General features: G+C 64.4%; 16 protein-coding genes. 10 read left to right on the plus strand and 6 right to left on the minus strand.

Annotated elements, in window-relative coordinates:
• Positions 1 to 271: 271 nt before the first annotated feature.
• The 3 genes from IEX32_RS17110 (at position 272) to IEX32_RS17120 (ending at position 3,290) form a co-directional block, all read left to right on the plus strand.
• Positions 272 to 1,555 (plus strand): cystathionine gamma-synthase family protein, encoded by a 1,284-nt coding sequence (locus tag IEX32_RS17110; RefSeq protein WP_188772761.1) that lies wholly within the window; start codon positions 272 to 274, stop codon positions 1,553 to 1,555.
• A gap of 117 nt (positions 1,556 to 1,672) precedes the next feature.
• On the plus strand, positions 1,673 to 2,650 hold the full coding sequence (gene trhO / locus IEX32_RS17115; protein WP_188772777.1) for an oxygen-dependent tRNA uridine(34) hydroxylase TrhO: 978 nt from the start codon (positions 1,673 to 1,675) through the stop codon (positions 2,648 to 2,650).
• Positions 2,634 to 3,290 (plus strand): glutathione S-transferase, encoded by a 657-nt coding sequence (locus tag IEX32_RS17120; protein ID WP_188772762.1) that lies wholly within the window; start codon positions 2,634 to 2,636, stop codon positions 3,288 to 3,290. The genes trhO and IEX32_RS17120 overlap by 17 nt, the downstream gene beginning before the upstream one ends.
• A gap of 20 nt (positions 3,291 to 3,310) precedes the next feature.
• Here IEX32_RS17120 and IEX32_RS17125 read toward each other — a convergent pair whose 3' ends face one another.
• The 3 genes from IEX32_RS17125 to IEX32_RS17135 form a co-directional block, all read right to left on the minus strand.
• Positions 3,311 to 4,624, minus strand: a complete 1,314-nt coding sequence (locus IEX32_RS17125) for a hypothetical protein (protein ID WP_188772763.1) — start codon at positions 4,622 to 4,624, stop codon at positions 3,311 to 3,313.
• Positions 4,625 to 4,919: 295 nt separating this feature from the next.
• Positions 4,920 to 8,315, minus strand: coding sequence for an acyl-[ACP]--phospholipid O-acyltransferase (locus IEX32_RS17130; RefSeq protein ID WP_188772764.1), 3,396 nt, complete (start codon positions 8,313 to 8,315; stop codon positions 4,920 to 4,922).
• 29 nt (positions 8,316 to 8,344) lie between these two features.
• On the minus strand, positions 8,345 to 8,683 hold the full coding sequence (locus tag IEX32_RS17135; RefSeq protein WP_188772765.1) for a hypothetical protein: 339 nt from the start codon (positions 8,681 to 8,683) through the stop codon (positions 8,345 to 8,347).
• A 99-nt stretch (positions 8,684 to 8,782) separates the two neighbouring features.
• On the opposite strand from IEX32_RS17135, the gene IEX32_RS17140 reads away from it, so the two are divergent.
• On the plus strand, positions 8,783 to 9,388 hold the full coding sequence (locus tag IEX32_RS17140; RefSeq protein WP_188772766.1) for a TetR/AcrR family transcriptional regulator: 606 nt from the start codon (positions 8,783 to 8,785) through the stop codon (positions 9,386 to 9,388).
• Between the two features lie 158 nt (positions 9,389 to 9,546).
• Here the strand turns inward: IEX32_RS17140 and IEX32_RS17145 are convergent, their stop codons facing one another.
• From IEX32_RS17145 to IEX32_RS17155, 3 genes are read right to left on the minus strand one after another with little or no spacing between them, the layout of a single operon-like run.
• Positions 9,547 to 10,797 carry a DUF3526 domain-containing protein gene (locus IEX32_RS17145; protein ID WP_188772767.1) on the minus strand — a complete coding sequence of 417 codons (1,251 nt, stop codon included), beginning with the start codon at positions 10,795 to 10,797 and terminating at the stop codon, positions 9,547 to 9,549.
• Positions 10,797 to 12,233 carry an ABC transporter permease gene (locus tag IEX32_RS17150; protein WP_188772768.1) on the minus strand — a complete coding sequence of 479 codons (1,437 nt, stop codon included), beginning with the start codon at positions 12,231 to 12,233 and terminating at the stop codon, positions 10,797 to 10,799. Before IEX32_RS17150 ends, IEX32_RS17145 begins: the two co-directional genes overlap by 1 nt.
• A complete protein-coding gene (locus IEX32_RS17155) occupies positions 12,230 to 12,964 on the minus strand; it encodes an ABC transporter ATP-binding protein (protein WP_188772769.1) in 735 nt (244 codons plus the stop codon). Before IEX32_RS17155 ends, IEX32_RS17150 begins: the two co-directional genes overlap by 4 nt.
• 137 nt (positions 12,965 to 13,101) lie before the next feature.
• Between IEX32_RS17155 and IEX32_RS17160 the strand changes: the two genes are divergently transcribed.
• From IEX32_RS17160 to IEX32_RS17185, 6 genes are all read left to right on the plus strand, one after another.
• Positions 13,102 to 15,183 carry a TonB-dependent siderophore receptor gene (locus IEX32_RS17160; RefSeq protein ID WP_188772770.1) on the plus strand — a complete coding sequence of 694 codons (2,082 nt, stop codon included), beginning with the start codon at positions 13,102 to 13,104 and terminating at the stop codon, positions 15,181 to 15,183.
• A 411-nt stretch (positions 15,184 to 15,594) separates the two neighbouring features.
• Positions 15,595 to 15,909 carry a DUF6481 family protein gene (locus IEX32_RS17165; protein ID WP_188772771.1) on the plus strand — a complete coding sequence of 105 codons (315 nt, stop codon included), beginning with the start codon at positions 15,595 to 15,597 and terminating at the stop codon, positions 15,907 to 15,909.
• Between the two features lie 22 nt (positions 15,910 to 15,931).
• Complete coding sequence (locus IEX32_RS17170; RefSeq protein WP_188772778.1) at positions 15,932 to 16,603, plus strand: spermidine synthase; 672 nt, start codon at positions 15,932 to 15,934, stop codon at positions 16,601 to 16,603.
• A 228-nt stretch (positions 16,604 to 16,831) separates the two neighbouring features.
• The gene (locus tag IEX32_RS17175; protein WP_188772772.1) at positions 16,832 to 17,086 is read left to right on the plus strand and encodes a hypothetical protein; all 255 of its coding nucleotides are present in this window, start codon (positions 16,832 to 16,834) and stop codon (positions 17,084 to 17,086) included.
• Positions 17,083 to 17,916, plus strand: coding sequence for an HTD2 family dehydratase (locus tag IEX32_RS17180; protein ID WP_188772773.1), 834 nt, complete (start codon positions 17,083 to 17,085; stop codon positions 17,914 to 17,916). The genes IEX32_RS17175 and IEX32_RS17180 overlap by 4 nt, the downstream gene beginning before the upstream one ends.
• Positions 17,917 to 18,020: 104 nt before the next feature.
• A partial coding sequence (locus tag IEX32_RS17185) for an aldehyde dehydrogenase family protein (protein WP_188772774.1) occupies positions 18,021 to 18,884 on the plus strand: 864 nt, incomplete at its 3' end.

Raw genomic sequence — 18,884 nt, forward strand, 5'->3', positions numbered from 1 at the left:
TCGGATGGCGCGGACAAAAATAGCGAAATTGGATTTGTATAGCCTCCAGGTGGCCATCTTCCTCGGCCGAGATCGTTACACTCGACGCATGGGGGGTTCTCAACGTAATCGAACAACGCGATTGTGAGGAAGCCGGCGTGCTGCAGGACGGGCGCTGCTGGATAGAATGCCGGCCTGAAGCCATCCGGGATTGCCGCAACTCGAAGCGAACCCGCTCGTTTGTTTCGCCGACCCATTGAGCCGGCCGGAACCCGCCTGAAAGGACACCGAGATGACCGCGCCCCGCAAAAGCAAGACGACCATCGGCAAACACAAGCTCCATCCGGACACGCTGATGCTGAATTTCGGCTATGACCCGTTTCTCTCGGAAGGCGCGGTCAAGCCGCCGGTCTTTCTGACGTCGACATTCGTTTTCCCGACGGCTGAGGAAGGGCGCGATTTCTTCGATTATGTCGCGGGTCGCAGGGAGCCGCCGCCGGGACAGGGAAGAGGCCTCGTCTACTCGCGTTTCAATCATCCAAACGGCGAGATCGTGGAGGACCGGCTGGCGGTATACGAAGGTGCGGAAGCCGGCGTGGTCTTCTCCTCCGGAATGGGCGCGATCACGACGACGGTGCTGGCTTTCGCGAGGCCCGGCGACGTCATCCTTCATTCGCAGCCGCTGTATGGGGGAACGGAGACGCTTCTGGCCCGGACTTTCGCCAACCTGGGTATTGGCGCGGTCGGCTTTGCCGACGGCCTGGATCAGGAAGAGATCGCCGCGACCGCCGAACGGGCCAAGGCTTTGGGCCGGGTGTCGGTCGCCCTCATCGAGACTCCGGCAAATCCCACGAACAGCCTCGTCGACATTGCGCTTCTCAGACGTGTCTGCGACGCGATCGGCGAAACGCAGGGGCACCGACCGCTCCTGGTCTGCGACAACACGCTCCTCGGTCCCGTCTTCCAGCATCCGCTGGTCCATGGAGCGGACATCTCGCTTTACTCCCTCACAAAATATGTGGGCGGCCATTCCGATCTGGTCGCCGGTGCGGCGCTGGGGTCGGCATCGCTCATGCGCGAGATCCGGCTTCTGCGCAGCGCCATCGGCACCCAGCTGGATCCGCACAGCTGCTGGATGCTGAGCCGTTCGCTGGAGACACTGGGACTGCGCATGGAACGGGCGAACGCCAATGCCGCCGCTGCTGCCGCGTTCCTGCAGGCCCACCCGAAGGTGAACCGCGTGGCCTATCCGCCATTCCATCCCTCGGGCTCGCGTCAGGCGGAGGTCTTCGCCGCCCAGTGCAGCGGAGCCGGATCGACCTTCTCCTTCGATATCGAGGGTGGCCAGGCGGCTGCCTTCCGCTTCCTGAACGCGCTCCAGATCTTCAAGCTTGCCGTGAGCCTCGGCGGCACGGAGTCGCTCGCAAGCCATCCCGCGACCACAACGCATTCGGGCGTGCCTGCCGAGGTTCGAGATCGCATCGGCGTGCGGGAGGCCACCATTAGGGTGTCGATCGGCATTGAACATTCGAGCGACATCATTGCGGACCTTGCCCAAGCGCTGGACAGCGCCTGAACGATGAGCCCGTTTCAACATGGAGCGCTCGCTGTCGGCGCTCGCCTTACGCGCTATTACCCCGGAACCGAAACGACCTTGCTGACGCCCCTGCGGCTTGACGCTATGGCGCGTGGCATGAACACTTGTCGCCACGAATTCCATGAGCCCTTGCTGGTCGCGGCCTTGTACCGTTTCACCCGCTTCGAGGATTGCGCGGGCCTGCGCGCGCTACTTGAGCGCCTATGCCGTGAACAAGGCGTTCGCGGCACGCTGCTGGTCGCCGCCGAAGGCATCAACGGCACGATTGCCGGGACACGTGAGGGCATCACCAGAGTGCTCGAGCATATCCGCACCCTGCCGGACTGCGCTGACCTCGATGTCAAACTATCGAGCGCATCCGCCATGCCGTTCCACCGCATGAAGGTCCGTCTGAAACGAGAGATCGTCACGATGGGCGAGCCCGACATCGATCCTCGGACGAACGCCGGAACATACGTCGAACCCGAGGAGTGGAACGCGTTGATCTCCGACCCTGACACCATCGTCATCGACACACGCAATGACTATGAAGTTGCGGTGGGCTCGTTCGAGGGCGCGGTCGACCCGAAGATGGCCAGCTTCCGCGATTTTCCCGAGTGGTTCCGCCGCGAACGCAAGCGGCTTCTGGGCTCGGGCAAGTCACCAAAAGTCGCGATGTTCTGCACCGGCGGCATCCGTTGCGAGAAGTCCACGGCCTTCCTCAAGCAGGAGGGTATCGAGGACGTCTTCCACCTCAGGGGCGGCATCCTCAAGTACCTGGAGGCGGTGCCGGAGGAACGGAGTCTTTGGCGCGGCGAATGCTTCGTGTTCGATCAGCGGGTGACGCTCGGCCACGGTCTCGCTGAGGGTACCCATACGCTTTGCCACGCCTGCCGCCGCCCGGTCAGCGCGGACGGCTGCGATTCGTCACTCTATGAAGCGGGCGTGAGTTGCCCCGCGTGCCATGCCGAGCGGAGCGAAGAGCAGCGCGCGTCCTACCGCGAACGTCACCGCCAAGAGATGTTCGCCGCCGTACAAGGCCGCGCTCACGTCGGCATGGTGCGGACCGAGCGGACTGATGACCGTGCCGACTGATCCTGTCCTCTACAGTTTCCGCCGCTGCCCCTACGCGATGCGGGCGCGGCTGGCGTTGGCGGTCAGCGGTACGCGCTGCGAACTGCGCGAAATCAAGCTTTCGGCAAAACCCCAGAGCTTGCTTGCCGCCTCGCCGAAGGGCACTGTGCCCGTGCTCATCCTACCAGACGGCGAAGTCATCGACGAGAGCATCGACATCATGCGCTGGGCCCTCGTGAACCGGGACCCCGAAGACTGGCTGGCACGCGACGACGCGGCACTGATCGCTGCGAACGACGGACCATTCAAGCATGAACTCGACCGCTACAAGTATCCCGAGCGGTACGGCGCGGATGCGTTTGCGCATCGCGCGCGAGGCCTGGCGTTCGTGCATGAGCTCGACAACCGGCTGGCCGATGCAGGCCAGCTTTGCGGACCTGCGCGCGGACTGGCGGATGCTGCGATCATGCCTTTCGTGCGGCAGTTCGCGGCCGTAGACAGGGAATGGTTCGACACTCAGCCACTACCGCATCTCAAGGCCTGGCTGGCCAATCACCTCGCATCGGACTTGTTCTCCGCGATCATGGTGCGCACGTCGCCCTGGTCGCCTGGTGATCCTCCGATTGTTTTAGAGTTGCCTCAGGGCATTCCCAGCCAGTAGCGCTCGAACGAGGGATCCGATTAAATGGCCGGCAGCTTTCGCCGCCAGGACGCATCCGCCCGCAAAAGCCGGCCAAGATCGCGGCGCGCCCACATGTTCAAAAGCGAGATGGTGATTTTCAGCTGCACGCGCGCGGTTTCATTCGCCGTGAAGATCGGATCGTAGCGGTCGGCGGCGACCCCCGGATCTGGCACTTCGCGCAGGATGGCCGGCGGGGCGGTCGTCATGTGCAGGGCCGACATCATCACATGCAATTCCAGATGCTGGGCGAGCTCGCGTCGATCGAGAATTGGTGCCCCCGCGCGGGCATATTCGTCGACGAAGAGATCAAGCAATTCGTCAAGATGCCGATCATGCGTTTCGGGCTCCGCCGCGCCTATGCAGCCCCAGATCGATGAGGCCACGGACATCTGCCCGACGCTGCCCCAATCGATCAGTCCGGACCGGAGCGCGCCGTCCGGTTCTCGCCAGAACCAGGCATTGTCGACGTTCGCGTTCATGTGACAGAGCGCGATCATGTCAGGCCGCGAATAGAGGAACCGCCAGATGTCCTCCTGCAGTTCGACCGCCGACAGTGCGTCGGCGCATAAGCCGTCGAGGAATGTACGATCGGCGATGTGCGCCGGCACCAGATGCGGATATTGCAGAATGAAATGCCCCAGGCGGTTGATCCTTTTGGCGAGCAGCGGCGCCTCTAAACGCGCGCGGCGTGCGATCAGCATGTCCGGATCGACTGGAAAATCACGCTCCACCGCGTTGCCGAGCCGGCCTGACTTGTGTGCGCCCGACAGCCGCGCCAGATTGGAGATCAGCGCGCGGTAATGCGCGAGCGGCTCGGGCAGAATCTGGTCCATGCATTTTGCATGATGCGGCTCGATCGCGCCCTGGCCGTAGGGAATGCGTTCGGTGATGATGACGCCGGTGAGCGCGTCCTGCTGGATGTCGGCATAGAAGCATTTCGGCACGGGGACCGGAAAATCCGGATCGCGCGACAAATGCGCGAGCCGCACTTCCGGGGGCATGTGATAGCGGCCGCCATCGCGCACCTTGTCCCGGAAGTTGCGCGAGAATTTCACGAACAGATCGCGCGATAAGCCCGGCGCGTCGCGTTCATAAGCGACCGAAAGCAGCACTTTGACGCCGGTGCCGCCCAGCGTCCATTCGTCGAAGCCGGTAATGTTCGTGACGCTGTTGTCCTCCCCGAGCACGCCGCTTGCGCGGAAGGCGCGCGTCAGAAATTCGGGTCCACCGGATTGCAGCGCTTCAGGATGCGCGGGAAAGTCGAGTCCGAATATATCGCCCCGCGCCCAATCTATGATCGCCGTCTCTGTCATAAGGCAGCGCTAGCGCGGGATATGCCGGGTGCGCAATGGATCGTTTCCCGGTCGCGCCCAACGAACTCGAGGTTCATGTGCGGGGCCGCTTCGTTCACGTCGGAGCGTGACATTGGTGTCGGACCCTCAGCCGAGCATTTGGCGGATTCTTTCGAAGCAATTGAACAAAGGACAGGCTTCGGAAGCGGAGCACTGAAATGCGAACGACAGGGATTCGGCGAACCGTTTCGAACGCGGAGTTTCTCAGCACCTGTCCGGGGCAACCTTCATGCGACAGCGCGGAATACGTTTCGGATCAGCTGACAGCCATCTGTGCCAACGTCACGTAATCGACTTTGCCCGTCCCAAGTACCGGCAGTGCATCGACCGAGCGGATCTCGCGGGGAAGCATCAGCTCCGTGACGCCATTGGCCTTGCCCCATTGCTGGAGCGCTTTCGGGTCAGCGTTTCTGATGGTCGTGAACAGTACCAGTTGCTCGCCCTTCTTCGGGTCAGGGCGGGTGACCACGGCATGTTCCGCGCTCGGCCAGACGGCGGAGGCATAACCTTCCACTGCCGGGAGCGACACCATTTCGCCGCCGATCTTGGCGAAACGCTTGGCGCGTCCGCGGATCGTGACGAAACCCGTTTCGTCGAAAGTGACGATATCGCCGGTGTCATGCCAGCCGTCATCGGGCGGTTGCAACTCGCCTGGCTGGCCGGCAAGCATGTAGCCCGCCATGACGTTCGGCCCGCGAATGTAGAGCCGTCCGCCTTCCTCGATGCCCGGCACGTCCTCAAGCCGCGCCTCTATCGCGGGCAGCAGGCGGCCGACAGTGCCGGCCCTATAATGCATCGGGGTGTTCACCGCGATCACCGGAGCCGCTTCGGTCGCGCCATATCCTTCAAGAATGCGCAGGCCGAACTTCTCGGCATAAGTCCGGCGGGTCTCTTCGCGCACGCGCTCCGCGCCGGCGAAAATGTAGCGCAGCGAATAGAAGTCATAGGTATGTGCCATCCGCGCATAGCCGGACAGGAAGGTGTCCGTGCCGAACATGATCGTCGCGTTGGCGTCATAGGCGAGCGCGGGCACAATGCGGTAGTGCAGCGGACTGGGATAGAAAACGGTGCGGATGCCATTCAGCAGCGGCAGCAGCGTGCCTCCGGTCAGGCCAAAACTGTGGAACACTGGCAGTGCATTCAGCACGACGTCGCTGGAGTTGAAATCGATCCGCGCCGCCAGTTGCGCGCAGTTGGCCAGCAGGTTGCGATGCGTCAGCACGACGCCCTTGGGCGTTCCTTCCGATCCGCTGGTGAAGAGAATCACTGCCGGGGCCGAGGGCGATACGCGCAAGCGGCGATGGCGGGCTGCGGCGCGGAAAGAGGTAAGCGCCGCCCACAACTTTTCGACCATGCTGATGCCGGCGCCGATGTCCTCCAGGTAGAGCACGCGCAAACCGTCAGCCTCGAGCGCGCCCACGAGATCGCCAAGCTTCGCCTGTTCGACGAAAGCGCGCGCGGTTACCACGGTGCGGATCCGGGCAGTCGAGCATGCCGAACGCATATTGGCGGGCCCGACGGTGAAATTGAGCATCCCCGGCACGCGCCCCACCGACTGAAGTGCGAAGAACGCGACCGCCACGCCTGCAACATTGGGCAGCAGCAGACCTACGGCCTCGCCCGGTTCGGTCCCTTTCGTCAGCCGTTTGCCAAGCAGGCCGGCGGCGGTGATCAGGCGGCCGTAGCTCAGCGGGTCACGCTTCACGTCCTCCACGACGAGGGCCTTGCCGCCGTGCAGCGCTCGCGCATCACAGAGCGCATCGAACAGAGTGCGGTCGATGTCCGACGTATCGAAGATCATCCGGCTCATTTCGTCGTAGAGCCGGCGCCCGGCCACGGCGCGGCGTTCGCGCGCGCTCATCTCGCCATCGATCGCGAAGCGACGGGGTGACAGGACAGTGAGCGTGATCTTGGGAAACCAGCGCCGCCGCACTTTGCCTTTCGTGCGCGAAAATGGCGTGTACTGCGGACCATCGAGCCGCACCGGAATGATCGGCGCATCGGCTTTGTCGGCGACCATGCCGGGGCCGTCGAACACTTTCATCAGCGCGCCGGTCACAGTGATGCGGCCTTCCGGGAAGATCACCAGAGTGCGGCCTTCCCGCACGGCCCTGACCATGGCCTTGGCTGCCATCGGATTGGTGGGATCGACGGGGAAAGCACGGAACAGGCCAAGGAATGGCTTCACCCACCAGGCCTTGGCGATGTGTGTGTTTACGGCGAAAGTCGGCTTGCCGGGAAGGAATGCGCCGAGCAACACGCCGTCCAGGAAGCTGACGTGGTTGACCACTACTACCGCGCGTTCGCCCGGCCCGGGCATGTTTTCCGCGCCGCGCACCTCGACGCGATAGAGCAGCTTGAGAGTGGCGCGGATGACCGACTTGAACACCGTGTCGGGCAGCAGCCACACGCTGACCAGCGCTACGGCCAACGTCGCAAAGCCCAAGGTACCTATCAGGCCGGGAACATCGGTGCCGCTTGCGAGAAGCGCCGTGATCGCCAGCACCGCCAGCACCGTGACGCCGGCATTGACGATGTTATTGGCCGCGATGATCTGCGAGCGTTCCTCGGGCCGGCTCCGGACCTGCAGGATCGCGTAGAGCGGCACGATGAACATGCCGCCCGCCATCGCGATCACGCCAAGGTCGATCAGGATGCGGGTAGCGCCGGGCGTTGCCAGGAACTGGCCGACGGTCGCGCCGGCGGTACGCACCGAAAAGCCGCTTGTCGAAAGCCACAGGTCGATCAGGCCCCCCGCCAGTATCAGCGCGGAAATCGGGACATAACGAGCCGAAACCTCGCCGCCGAGCAGCTTGTTCACAGTCAGCGAACCGATGGCGATGGCAACGGAGAAGACGACGAGGAACAGCGTGGCCACTTCCTGTCTGGCGGACAGCGTGCCGCTGACCAACGGCGCGAATTCGGAAACCAGCACGGCACCTGCGGCAAAGAACCAGCTTATGCCCAGGATCGCGAGCCATACGCCCCGCCCATGGCGGGCGGCGCCCAGGATTTCGCGGGTGCCTTTGAAGATGTTCCAGTCCAGATGGTGGTGGTCCCGCGCAGGGGCCGCTTGCGGTATGAAAAGGCTGGCAAGGTAACCTGCCACGGCAAGGCCCATGGCCGCGAGCCCGGCCTCCCAGGCGGGTATGGCACCCGCGAGCAATTGGCCGCCCAGAATGGCCAGAAAGGTTCCGGCCTCGATCAGGCCAGTGCCGCCCATGATCTCGTGTTCACGCAGATGCTGCGGCAGGATCGAATACTTGACCGGCCCGAACAGGGTCGAATGCAAACCCATGAGGAACAGGCTTGCGAGCAATGTCGGGATCGACTGAAACCAGAAACCGGCCAGCGCCACTGCCATGATCGCTACTTCTGCCAGCTTTATCCATCGGATCAGCTTCGCCTTGTCGATCATGTCCGCCAGTTGCCCGGCAAGAGCCGAGAACAGGAAATAGGGCAGGATGAAGAGGCCCGTGGCAATGGCCGCGAGCATTTCGGCCTTGTCGGGTTCCGCGGCGAAGATCCCGAAATTGGCCAGGAACAGCATGGCGAACTTCAGCAGATTGTCGTTGAAGGCGCCCAGGAACTGGACGGTGAACATCGGGCCGAAGCGGCGCTTGGTCAGGAGTGACAGGTCGGGTGCGGACACGGGCTAATCCTTGAATTTGTGCCGAAGGCTTAATCGCCAGGATTCAGCAAACGGTTAATTGTTGTAATCCCTGGACTTATCGGCATCCGGACCGCCGCAATGGTCGTTCGAGATGCCCTCACGCGCCACTTTGCTCTTCGCTCGAACCAGCCGTACGTTGGCTGTTCTCGCGAGGCGTCTCGGTCATCGTCGAGCGCTTCTGCCACGGGGCCGGCCAGCTCTTTGGGCTCTGCGTTGTCGTCGGCCGAGTGCCATGGAAACGGCACCGCCGCATCACGGGCGGCTTCCTCGAGTACTGCCAGGCGTCTTCGGGTGTCGTGAAGCAGCACACTCAGAATGATCATACCAAGTACCAGCAACGCCGTCATACGCCCCTCCGGCAATTTCAGGAGTTCGGCTAGCGGAAAATTACGCACTGTTCAATTTAAAAATTAGACAGCGTATATTTTTGTGGATAGTGAAGTCCTATGGGTAGGCGATCAGACCACAGTCGGGCGGAACTGGAAGCCCTGATTCTCGAGACGGGACAGAACCTGATGGAGGAGGTGGGCTTCGCCCACTTCTCCGCGCGCGAGGTCGCAAAGCGCATCGGCTATACGGTCGGAACCGTGATGCGTGTCTTTGGCAGCGTCGATGCGCTGGTTGTGGCGATCAATAGCCGGACATTCACGATGTGGGCGCGATGGCTTGAGGAATGCTTGCAGGGCGCGCAAGACGGCCAGCGCATTAGGGCGCTGGTCAAAGGATACTTCGATTTTGCATCACAGCGACGTAATCTCTGGTCGGCAATCTACGAACATCGGGTACCCGATCGCGTGGGAATCCCCGAACATTTGGCCGAGCAACGCAGCCAACTCATGAACATTGTCACACATGAGATTGCCTCAGTGCTACCGAACGAGAGAAAGGACGAGGCGGAACGGCTGTCCCGCTCGTTGGTGGCTACGGTGCACGGGCACTGCAGTTTCGCGCTCGGGGGCAGTTTTGCACTGATGGGTGAAGCCGACCCGTTCGATCTCGCCATGAGGCGCGTTGCCGAAATACTGCGCGCGAATGGCGCCAACGTAGACTGATCAGTTGCGCAGCCCATTCGTTGGATACCGATCAGGATTGATCGCCCGCACTACATCGCTGCAGGGAGAAGCGCCTCCACGAAGCCGCGCCGCCTGCATGTCCGACTACCGCCCAGAACTCGTTCGTTTCTCGTATGGCCATCCCGGCCATCGGAGAATTACGGGCTTGCGAACCTCGGCGCTCTCGCGAAATCTTCCTGGCCGAAGGGCCGATCGGTGAACAGATAACCGTAGTAGAATTCGCGCAGGTGCCGGTGGAAGTCGCGAATACGGTCCTGGTACGCAAGCTGGGCCTCGAGGTCGGTCTCGGCGAGCCGCGTGAGCAAGGCCTGCAGTCCGACCGGCGGCAATACCCAGCCGAGTGTTCGCGCCGCCGCATCGCGCCGCTCGAGCCCCGCGCGATAGGCGCGGACCTGCCCGGCCACGCTCTCGTCGCCGACCTGGTGGAAAGCGAGATACCACTTGTAGTGGAACTCTGGTCCAAGCGGAGGCGAATCCGCCCACTCGGGATGCGTCGCATAGAAGCGTCTCATCGTCTCCTCGCGGGGAATTTCCCACGCACTATTGACCTTCTCACGCTGGGCCAGCGCAATTTCCGTGCCTTGACCGACCGGAATCGCGCGATTGATCGTGACGTGCGCGAGCGTCGGCAGCACCAGCGTCAGCACCAGCCAGCAGGACGCGAGTGTCGCCGCGTTGGCGACCGAACTCCAGCCAAGCCGTCCGACGAGCAGCGCCAGCGCGATCCAGAACAGCAGATAGGCGGCCGCCGCGGCGAGGATGAGGAGGATCGCACCGGCCCCGGCGCCGGAGTGGATCGCCGCGATCGTAAAGGGCAGCGCCAAGACGAGGAACAGCATGGCAAAGCGCAGCGCCACGCGTCGCAGCCACAGCCGCCTCGCGCCAGGAAGCGCGCAGAGCATAGGTTCACGACCCGCTTCGCGCTCGCCGGAGACGAGATCGTGGAACAGCGCGATCACGAACAGCGGCGCCAGAAACACGAGCAGGAACGCGAAATCGAAGCGTCCGGGCAGCGCCAGTTCCGGATTGAAGATGTCGCCGTCGTAGATTTGCGCCTCCAGCCCCAGCGCGCGAACGCGCAGGATGAAGGGCGCGACGTCGCGCATGCCGATGGCTGCGAAGGCTAGCGGCGAGGGCGCGTCCCAGGTCGGGTGAAAGCTGTAGTAGGCGGCGCTGCCGGCGTCCTTGCTCTTGTCGACCCAGGCAGCGATGGCGGCGATGTCGCTCTCCTGCGGCTCAGCGATCACCGCGATTGCATCGCGCTGCCGGTCCACTTCAGCCGAGCCCGCCACCACGGCGGCTATGCTGAGCGTACCCAATAGCGCCAGCGCAACCAGCGCGAGACGGGCGCGGAGCAACAACCGCAGTTCGTGCATCCAGATACGCATCAGCGGGCTCCCAGACGGCGCGTTGCGAACAAGAGCCCTCCGCCCGCGGCGATGAGCCACAGGATGAGCACGCCAAGGCTCGGCAAGGCGGCGGCGGCCAGGGTCAAGCCATCGGGTTGCCTGAACGTGAAATCGGGCATCGCCTGCCAGTAATCGGCGGCGACACGCTTGCGGCGATCGGCATCGGGGTCCTGCGCCGTATCGTCGGCGTAGATCACTGCATTTGCCTGGAGCCGATTGAGGCGCTGGATGAGATCGTAGCGGTAGGCTTCCGCCTGTTCGAGGAACCGGCGATGCCCGGCAAAGTCCGTACCCGCCGCAGCCATCGACATGGCGCGCAATGCCATGGCGGGACTCAGTACGCCGATCGCGCGGACGGTGCCGTTCTGGCGCTCCTGCGCGTCGTAGCTCTCGGCCGCATAGCGGTTGAACAACTCCGATGTCAGCCGCTCACCTTCCATCCCGAGCAGACCCTTGTAGTTGACCGGCAGGTCCTCGATGCGCCCGACGCCATAGCGCTCGAGCACTGCCTGCTTGAACCGGGCGAAATGCGGATCGTCGGGATTGTGGCTGCCGCCCATCGTACGCAGGTCGCGCGCAACGGCGATGTCGGTTTGCAGCCGGTTGTCGAGCGGCACCGCCGCGCCGGCCATGTCGGGCGCGATCCGCGGCAGCAGCACGACGAGCACGGCCCAGAGTGCAAGCAGCGCGAGCAATGCATCGCGGCTCCGCTTGACGAGCGCGGAGACCAGCAGGATCAGCACGGCCCACAGCGCGAGATAGACGCCGTAGCCGAGCGCGATCACCGCCATGGGTTCCACCTGGGCGCCGGGTTGTCCAGCAATCAGCACGAAGCCCAGCATGGCAGGCAGCCCCGCCAGCAATGCGACCAGGCCAAGCCCGCCGAGCTTGCCGGCGACGATCTGGCCGCGCGAGGCGCCTTGCAGCATAAGCGGACGCAGCGTGCCCCGTTCGCGCTCGCGGGCGATGGCGCCGTAGCCCAGGAAGATCAGCAGCAAGGGCGCCACCGCCTGCAACACGAAAGCGGGCGTGAGCTGGCCGAAGCGGATCAACAGCGAGCTCTGCCGAACGTCGCCGAAATTGGCGGTGTTCTGCCGGTGGCCTTCGAGAAACATGGAGTTCCCGGTGAAAGCGTCGACGCCGGGATCGAAGGCGGCGAGCGGACCGAGCGGACGGAAGATGAAGGTGCCGTAATGCACGACGCGGTGCGGGTGGCGATTGGGCTGCGCGTCGAAGGCACTGTCGGCGGCGGTCTGGTGACGTTGGCGCAGGTCGGCGATGCCTTGCTGATGGCTCCAGGCGGTCACCGCCGCGGTCAGCGTCAACAGCACCAGCAGCACGAAGGCAATGACCGCCACGCGGTTCCGGCGCATCAGGCGCAGTTCGTCGCGGGCAATGAGCAGCGTCGGGCTCATGCGGCAGCCACGTCGTTGGCGAAGCGGTCGTGAAGGGCACGCAGATCGAAGCGCTCAGCCCCTTCGGCGGCGACCTCGTCGACAATGCGGCCCGCGTCGATGAAGCCGATGCGATCGGCGACGTCCACAGCACTCATCAGGTCGTGCGTCACCATGAGCACCGCCGTCCCGCGCTCTCGGACTGCGGCGAGCAGGCCGTTGAAATCGGCGGTGGCGCGCGGGTCGAGCCCCGATGTCGGCTCGTCGAGCAGCAACACCGGCACTTCGCGCAGCAGGGCCACGGCGATCGCGACCTTCTGCCGCATACCCTTGGAGAAGCCGCCGAGCTGCTGGTCCCACGCCCGCTCCTGCAAACCGGCCGCGCCGAAAGCACCGACGATCGCCTCGCGCGGCTTGGGCTCGCCCGAAAGCGCCAGCAGGTAATCGGCGTTCTCGATCGCGGTCAGATGCTCGTAGAGCGCCACGTTTTCAGGCAGGTAGGCGATCCGCTGCCGGGCGGCATCGGCCTTCGCGACGGGATCGAGACCGGCCACCCGCACGGCGCCCGCGTCGGGCTTGGCAAAGCCGAGCAGGACCGAGAGCGTGGTCGATTTGCCCGCGCCATTGCCGCCGAGCAGCGCATAGATCATGCCGCGATCGACCCGCAGTGCCAGACCATCGAGCACGCGGTGGGCACCGTATGACAGGCTAACGCCGGACAGTTCGATCGAAGCCGAGGCGGGCTCTGGCATGGGGTCCTCCTTCGTGGTTGACGCCTTCTCGCGACCAGGCGCGCGTAGGTCAAGAGATATGTTGCAACATATCATTGACGGTGCTCCCAGACCCCCCTAGGCGCATGATACATCATATCATGACTGTGGGGGTAACAATGAGCGCGTGGACACGCTGGCTGATTTCGAGTGCGCTGCTGGTTCCGGTACCGGCTCTGGCGGAGGAGAGCGAAGACGCAGAGCGCGGTGGCGAGCAGATCGTCGTCACCGGCTCGCGTGAAGCGAACGCGAGCATCAACGGACTCTCGATCGATCCCATCCTTCTGCCGCAGAACGTGCGCGTGCTCGACAAGGAGCTGGTCGACCGTGCCGGCTTCACCGACCTTTCGCAGCTGTTCGATCTGGCCGGGGGCATTGCGCGGCAGAACAGCTTCGGCGGTGCCTGGGACGCCTATGCAATCCGCGGCTTCTCGGGCGACATAAACCAGGGGCCGGACCTGCTGGTCAATCGCTTCACGTCGAACCGCGGCTTCAACGCGCGGCGCGACGTGGCCACGGTCGAGAGCTTCCAGGTGCTCAAGGGCCCTGCCTCGGCCCTATCGGGCAAGGGCGAGCCGGGCGGCTCGATCAATATCGTCACCAAGGCGCCGCAGGATCAATTCCATGCCTCGGGCGAAGTATCCTACGGCAGTTTCGATACATGGCGCGGCGTTTTAGACATCGGCGGCCCGGCCGACCCCGATCTTTCGTTGCGTGTGATCGGTGTCTATCAGGATGGAGACAGCTTCCGCGACTTCAACAAGACTGATCGTCTGCTGTTCGCCCCGTCGATCGCCTGGAAGCTCGGCGAGCGCGTGTGGTTCCTCTACCAGCTCGAATACAATCTCGTGCACTTCACCCATGACCGCGGCCTCGTCGCGGTCGGCGGGGATGCGAAGGCACTGCCGCGCGAGCGCTTCCTCGGCGAGCCCAACGACGGACAGATCACGCAGCGCACCGGTCAGCACCAGGGCACGGTCTATGTCGATCTGGCGGAGGGCATCGCGCTGGAAGGCGGCATCCAGTATCGCGACGGCTCGATGCGCGGCCAATCGACACACAATTCAGCGCTGATCGGCACGCGGCTGCGCCGCCAGCTGCGCATTCACGACTACGACTGGCAGGACCTGTCCGGCCGCATCGAGCTCAGCGCCAACAGGCGCCTGTTCGGGCTCGATCACCAGTTCCGTGTGGGCGGCGACGCTTTCCGCTACGACCAGCGCCGCGTGTTCTATCGCTTCAGCCCAACCGCGGCGAACCCGTACGAGATCGATATCTTCAATCCGGTCTACGGCCAGCCCAAGCCGGTCGCCACGCTCAACCAGGACCTGCTCGAGCAGCTGCGCGGCGAGAGCGTCTATGCGCAAGACCTGATCACGCTCGACGACAGATTCTCGCTGTTGCTCGGTCTGCGGCACGACTGGATCCGGCAGGACAACGTCAACTATCGCACCAGCCGTACCGACCGCCAGTCGCCGTCCGCCACCTCGCCCCGCGCGGCCTTCACTTTCGCGCCAAGCGAGCACTTCTCGGCCTATGTCAGCTGGGGCAGGTCGTTCCGCTTCAACCAGGGCGTCGATGCCGCCTCCAATCCCTTCGCGCCGGAAAGGGCCGAGGCCTGGGAAGGCGGCATCAAGCTCGCGCTGCTTGACACGCGTTTGACGGGCACCGTCTCCCTGTTCCGCATCACCAAGGACAACGTGCTCGTCAGCGATCCCGCAAACGCCGGTTTCAGCATCGCCGCCGGACGCGCGCGCAGTAAGGGCATCGAGGCCGATCTCAATCTCGCCATCGACGAGCGCCTCACGCTGACCGCGGTTTACGCCTACACCGACGCCACAGTGATCGAGGACACCCGGCCGGCTCTGCAAGGCAGCGGCCTGTCGAACGTGCCCAGGCACAGCGGCGCGATCTACGGGTTCTGGAAGTCCAATGCCAACGAACCGGGATCGATCGGCCTCGGCGCCGGTCTGACCTACGTCGGCGAGCGCCCCGGCGACGACGTGGCCAGCGGGTTTCGCCTGCCTGACTACGTGACCGCGCGCATCAACCTGTCCTACCGCCTGACGCGCGGCCTGACGGCGCATCTCGATGTCGAGAACCTCTTCGACGAATACTATATCGAGAGCTCGTACAGTGATGTCTGGATCACACCAGGCGCGCCGCGAACAGTCCGCGCGCGGCTCGCGCTTGCGCTGTAAGGCGGATCGGATCGGCGCTTCTGCTCGCTTGCTGTGTCTCGGAGGCGCCGGCGCCCAGCGCACTGACGTTGCGGAACAATCGGGTCAGAGTGGTCGGCCGCAGGTACTCGGCGGATAGGCAAAGCGTGGATCGCTGACAAAGCGATCGTCGCTCAGCGCCCCGAGGAATGCACGTAGCAGCACCTTGCGGTCCGGTCAGTACGGCAGAGTGCCGACGTTCCCGCACACAAAGCCCGCAGATTATGGCATTCGGGCGATGCTTGTGCTACAGGCCGCCGTCGCTGATGTCGCCATCCACGGATATCGGGTGCCTCGGCTCCTCCTTACCCCAAATTGCGTCGCAAAGCCGGATGCACTTCGGTGCATGCCCGCCATCCATTTCGATGAATTCAAGCAAGACGAGTAACAGTGATGACAGGATACAAGGAGCCGGGTTTCCAGGACCGGATCAAGGCCGCCGCAGAGGCTCGGGCCAAGGCGCTCGGGCGTTTGAAAGACCAGCCCCCGGTCGATCCTGACGCCATGGCCGAACGGGCCGCCCGGGCACTCAAACGCGAAGCGGTGCAGGCCGAAAAGCGAGCCGCTGCCAAGGCGGAGCGCGAAAACAAGCGCGCTGCCCGGCTCGCCAAGGCAGAAGCTCCGCCGCCGCCGCCCGAACCTACCGAAGCCGAACGTAAGGCGGCGCGCGATGCGCGCTATGCCGCGCGCAAGGCCCGCAAGAAATAGCTTGGCGACCCGGGAAATCGCGATGAACGGGCACGAGTGGATCGGCACGGCTCTGGTGCCCGATGGCGTCGAGCTGCGGCTGATGCACAGCGACGGTGATTTCGCGATCGTCCTGGCGCGCAACGAGCTGATGAGCTCGGACATGAGCGCATCGGAGGAAGCGCTGGCGACCCTGACGTGCGAGCGGCTGGGCGGGCGGCCCGCGCCGCAGCTGCTGATCGGCGGCTACGGCATGGGATTCACCTTGCGCGCTGCACTCGCGGTGCTCGGTGATGACGCGAGCGTGACCGTGGCCGAACTCGTGCCCGAAATCATCGAATGGGCCCGGGGCCCGATGCGGGACCTGACCTCCGACTGTCTCGACGATGCACGCGTCGTCCTGGTCATGGACGATGTCGCGATGCTGATCGCTTCGGCAAGGGATGGATACGATGCGATCCTGCTCGACGTCGATAACGGGCCCGAAGGCCTCACGCGCCGACTAAACGACCGGCTCTATTCCAAAGACGGGCTGCTGGCGGCCAAGGCCGCGCTCAAGCCAAAGGGCATCCTGGCAATCTGGTCCGCATATGCCGATCCCGCGTTCACCGTTGAACTGCGGGATGCCGGCTTCGAAGTAGCCGAAGTGCAGGCGAGCGCACTGCCGGACGGCACTGGCGAGCGCCACATTATCTGGTTTGCCCAAAAAGCCTGACCTCCCGACGTTTTGCCATTCTCAAGCCGAGCCGGGCGGTGGCCAAACTGACCGGCCCAACCTGAACATCACAGAGGCGATACCCGACCGGGCGGAGCGGGGCTGGACTCTTCGCTGCTCCGCACATAATGCATTATCCACCAATTGTGAGGAATCCTGCGGCGGTTCCCGGCTCGTGAAATCGGCCGCTATATCGCAGCACCGGAAAACTCGGGTAACCAGAGAGAGATGAGCGACGAGACGGCTAACCCGGCACCTGTGGCGGGACGGATTCATGGACGCGGACGCCGGACCGGAGGCTTCATCGGCCCTGGCGCGATGGGTCGCGGCATACGCGTCAATGCCATCAGGAAACACGGCGCCTCGCTCCATGCCTTCGGCATGAAAGCGGACCAATTGACGGCGGGCCTTGCCACGCTCGCCGGAGTGACTTTCGGCCGCCGCAGCGCGGCCCTCGAACAGCAACAAGGGATGACAGCATGAGCGAATTCGAAGACTGGACCGGCCGCAGCCAAAGCGTCACCGACATACTGGAGCCCGCGCGCAGCAATGCGCTCGACGTGGCCCTTGGCGGTGAAGGCGCGCGCAGGGCCGGGGACGAGATCCCCCTGCTGCACCACTGGCTCTACTTCTGGGACGTCAAGCCCCCGGCCGGTCTTGGCACCGACGGTCACCCGGCCAAGGGCGGCTTCCTGCCCCCGGTGCCCTTGCCGCGCCGGATGTGGGCGGGCGGCCGTCTCACCTTCCACAAGCCGCTGCTACTCGGCGCCGAAGTGACCAAGACCTCGACGATCACCGCGATCAAGGAGAAGACCGGGCGCAGCGGCACGCTCGTCTTCGTCACCGTCCGGCACGAACTCGACGGCGGCGACGGCCTTGCGGTGAGCGAGGAGCAGGATCTTGTCTATCGCGAACCGGCCGCAGGCAGTTTGCCCGCCCCGGTCCCGGCGCCCGCGCCTGCGGCCTCCTGGCTGGAAACGGTCGATCCCGATCCGGTGCTCCTGTTCCGTTATTCCGCGCTGACGATGAACGGACACCGTATCCACTACGACCGCCCCTACGCGATGGACGAAGAAGCCTATCCCGCGCTCGTCGTCCATGGCCCCTTGCAGGCGACGCTGCTCATGCGCCTTGCGACGCGCAATCTCGACGCGCCCGTCACCGGCTTCGATTTTCGCGGCCAGCAACCCGCCTTCGACGGCGCCATGCTCTACGTCTGCGGCGAGCCGAACGAAGGCGGCGCCGAAATCTGGACGCAGCAGGGCGAGGCGAAGAACATGGTCGCGACCGTTCGGACGGGCGAAGCGGGATGAGCCGCCCCTGACGGCATGGACGCGCCGGGCGCGGCGTATAGCCTGACCGGCGAACAATACGGAATCAAGCGTCCCGCGGATGTCGGGACGCCCTGGAGAGCATGATGACGCAGGCCTACAAGCTATTTATCGACGGACAGTGGCGCGATGCCTCGGACGGGGCGACGATCCCGGCGATCAATCCCTACAACCAGGAAGTGCACGGCCATATTCCGATTGCCACGGCAGACGATGTCGACGCGGCTGTCATGGCGGCACGCCGCGCCTATGACACGGTATGGAGCAAGACCTCTCCCGGCGAGCGGGCCAGGCTGCTCAACAAGGTCGCCGACCTGCTCGATACCGATGCGGACCGCATGGCGCTGCTCGAGACGACCGACAATGGCAAGGTGATCCGCGAAACGCACAACCAGATGGGCTATGCGGCACGCATCTTCCGCTACTACGCGGCCTGGGCGGACAAGCTGCACGGCGATGTCGTTCCGCTCGACCAGAAGGACACGCTCGACCTGACGATCCGCGTCCCTTACGGCGTGGTCGGCGCGATCACGGCATGGAACTCGCCGGTCGCGATCCTTACCAACACGCTTCCGGCCGCGCTGGCCGCCGGCAATTGCGTCGTGCTCAAGCCGTCCGAACACGCCTCGACGACGACGCTCGAAATCGCGAAGCTGGTCGAGAAGGCGGGCTTTCCGGCCGGGGTCGTCAACGTGGTCACCGGCGAGGCCGCGACCGGCAAGGCGCTTACCGGCCATCCCGGCGTCGACAAGATCAGCTTTACCGGCAGCCCGGCCGTCGGGCGCGCCATCGCTTCGGCGGCCGGCGCCAACCTCAAGCCGCTGACGATGGAACTGGGCGGCAAATCGCCCAACATCGTGTTCGACGACGCCGATTTCGACCGCGCGCTGATCGGCGCGCTGGCGGGCATCTTCGGCGCAACCGGCCAGACCTGCATCGCCGGCTCGCGC

The organism is Novosphingobium endophyticum (assembly GCF_014640675.1).
In the GTDB taxonomy this organism is placed as follows: Bacteria; Pseudomonadota; Alphaproteobacteria; order Sphingomonadales; family Sphingomonadaceae; genus Novosphingobium; species Novosphingobium endophyticum.

Excerpts from the sequence above, each read along its gene's own strand:
- IEX32_RS17110 (WP_188772761.1), top strand. The coding sequence starts at position 272 with ATGACCGCGCCCCGCAAAAGCAAGACGACCATCGGCAAACACAAGCTC.
- trhO (WP_188772777.1), top strand. The coding sequence starts at position 1,673 with ATGAACACTTGTCGCCACGAATTCCATGAGCCCTTGCTGGTCGCGGCC.
- IEX32_RS17120 (WP_188772762.1), top strand. The coding sequence starts at position 2,634 with ATGACCGTGCCGACTGATCCTGTCCTCTACAGTTTCCGCCGCTGCCCC.
- IEX32_RS17125 (WP_188772763.1), bottom strand. The coding sequence starts at position 4,624 with ATGACAGAGACGGCGATCATAGATTGGGCGCGGGGCGATATATTCGGA.
- IEX32_RS17135 (WP_188772765.1), bottom strand. The coding sequence starts at position 8,683 with ATGACGGCGTTGCTGGTACTTGGTATGATCATTCTGAGTGTGCTGCTT.
- IEX32_RS17140 (WP_188772766.1), top strand. The coding sequence starts at position 8,783 with ATGGGTAGGCGATCAGACCACAGTCGGGCGGAACTGGAAGCCCTGATT.
- IEX32_RS17145 (WP_188772767.1), bottom strand. The coding sequence starts at position 10,797 with ATGCGTATCTGGATGCACGAACTGCGGTTGTTGCTCCGCGCCCGTCTC.
- IEX32_RS17150 (WP_188772768.1), bottom strand. The coding sequence starts at position 12,233 with ATGAGCCCGACGCTGCTCATTGCCCGCGACGAACTGCGCCTGATGCGC.
- IEX32_RS17155 (WP_188772769.1), bottom strand. The coding sequence starts at position 12,964 with ATGCCAGAGCCCGCCTCGGCTTCGATCGAACTGTCCGGCGTTAGCCTG.
- IEX32_RS17160 (WP_188772770.1), top strand. The coding sequence starts at position 13,102 with ATGAGCGCGTGGACACGCTGGCTGATTTCGAGTGCGCTGCTGGTTCCG.
- IEX32_RS17165 (WP_188772771.1), top strand. The coding sequence starts at position 15,595 with ATGACAGGATACAAGGAGCCGGGTTTCCAGGACCGGATCAAGGCCGCC.
- IEX32_RS17170 (WP_188772778.1), top strand. The coding sequence starts at position 15,932 with ATGAACGGGCACGAGTGGATCGGCACGGCTCTGGTGCCCGATGGCGTC.
- IEX32_RS17175 (WP_188772772.1), top strand. The coding sequence starts at position 16,832 with ATGAGCGACGAGACGGCTAACCCGGCACCTGTGGCGGGACGGATTCAT.
- IEX32_RS17180 (WP_188772773.1), top strand. The coding sequence starts at position 17,083 with ATGAGCGAATTCGAAGACTGGACCGGCCGCAGCCAAAGCGTCACCGAC.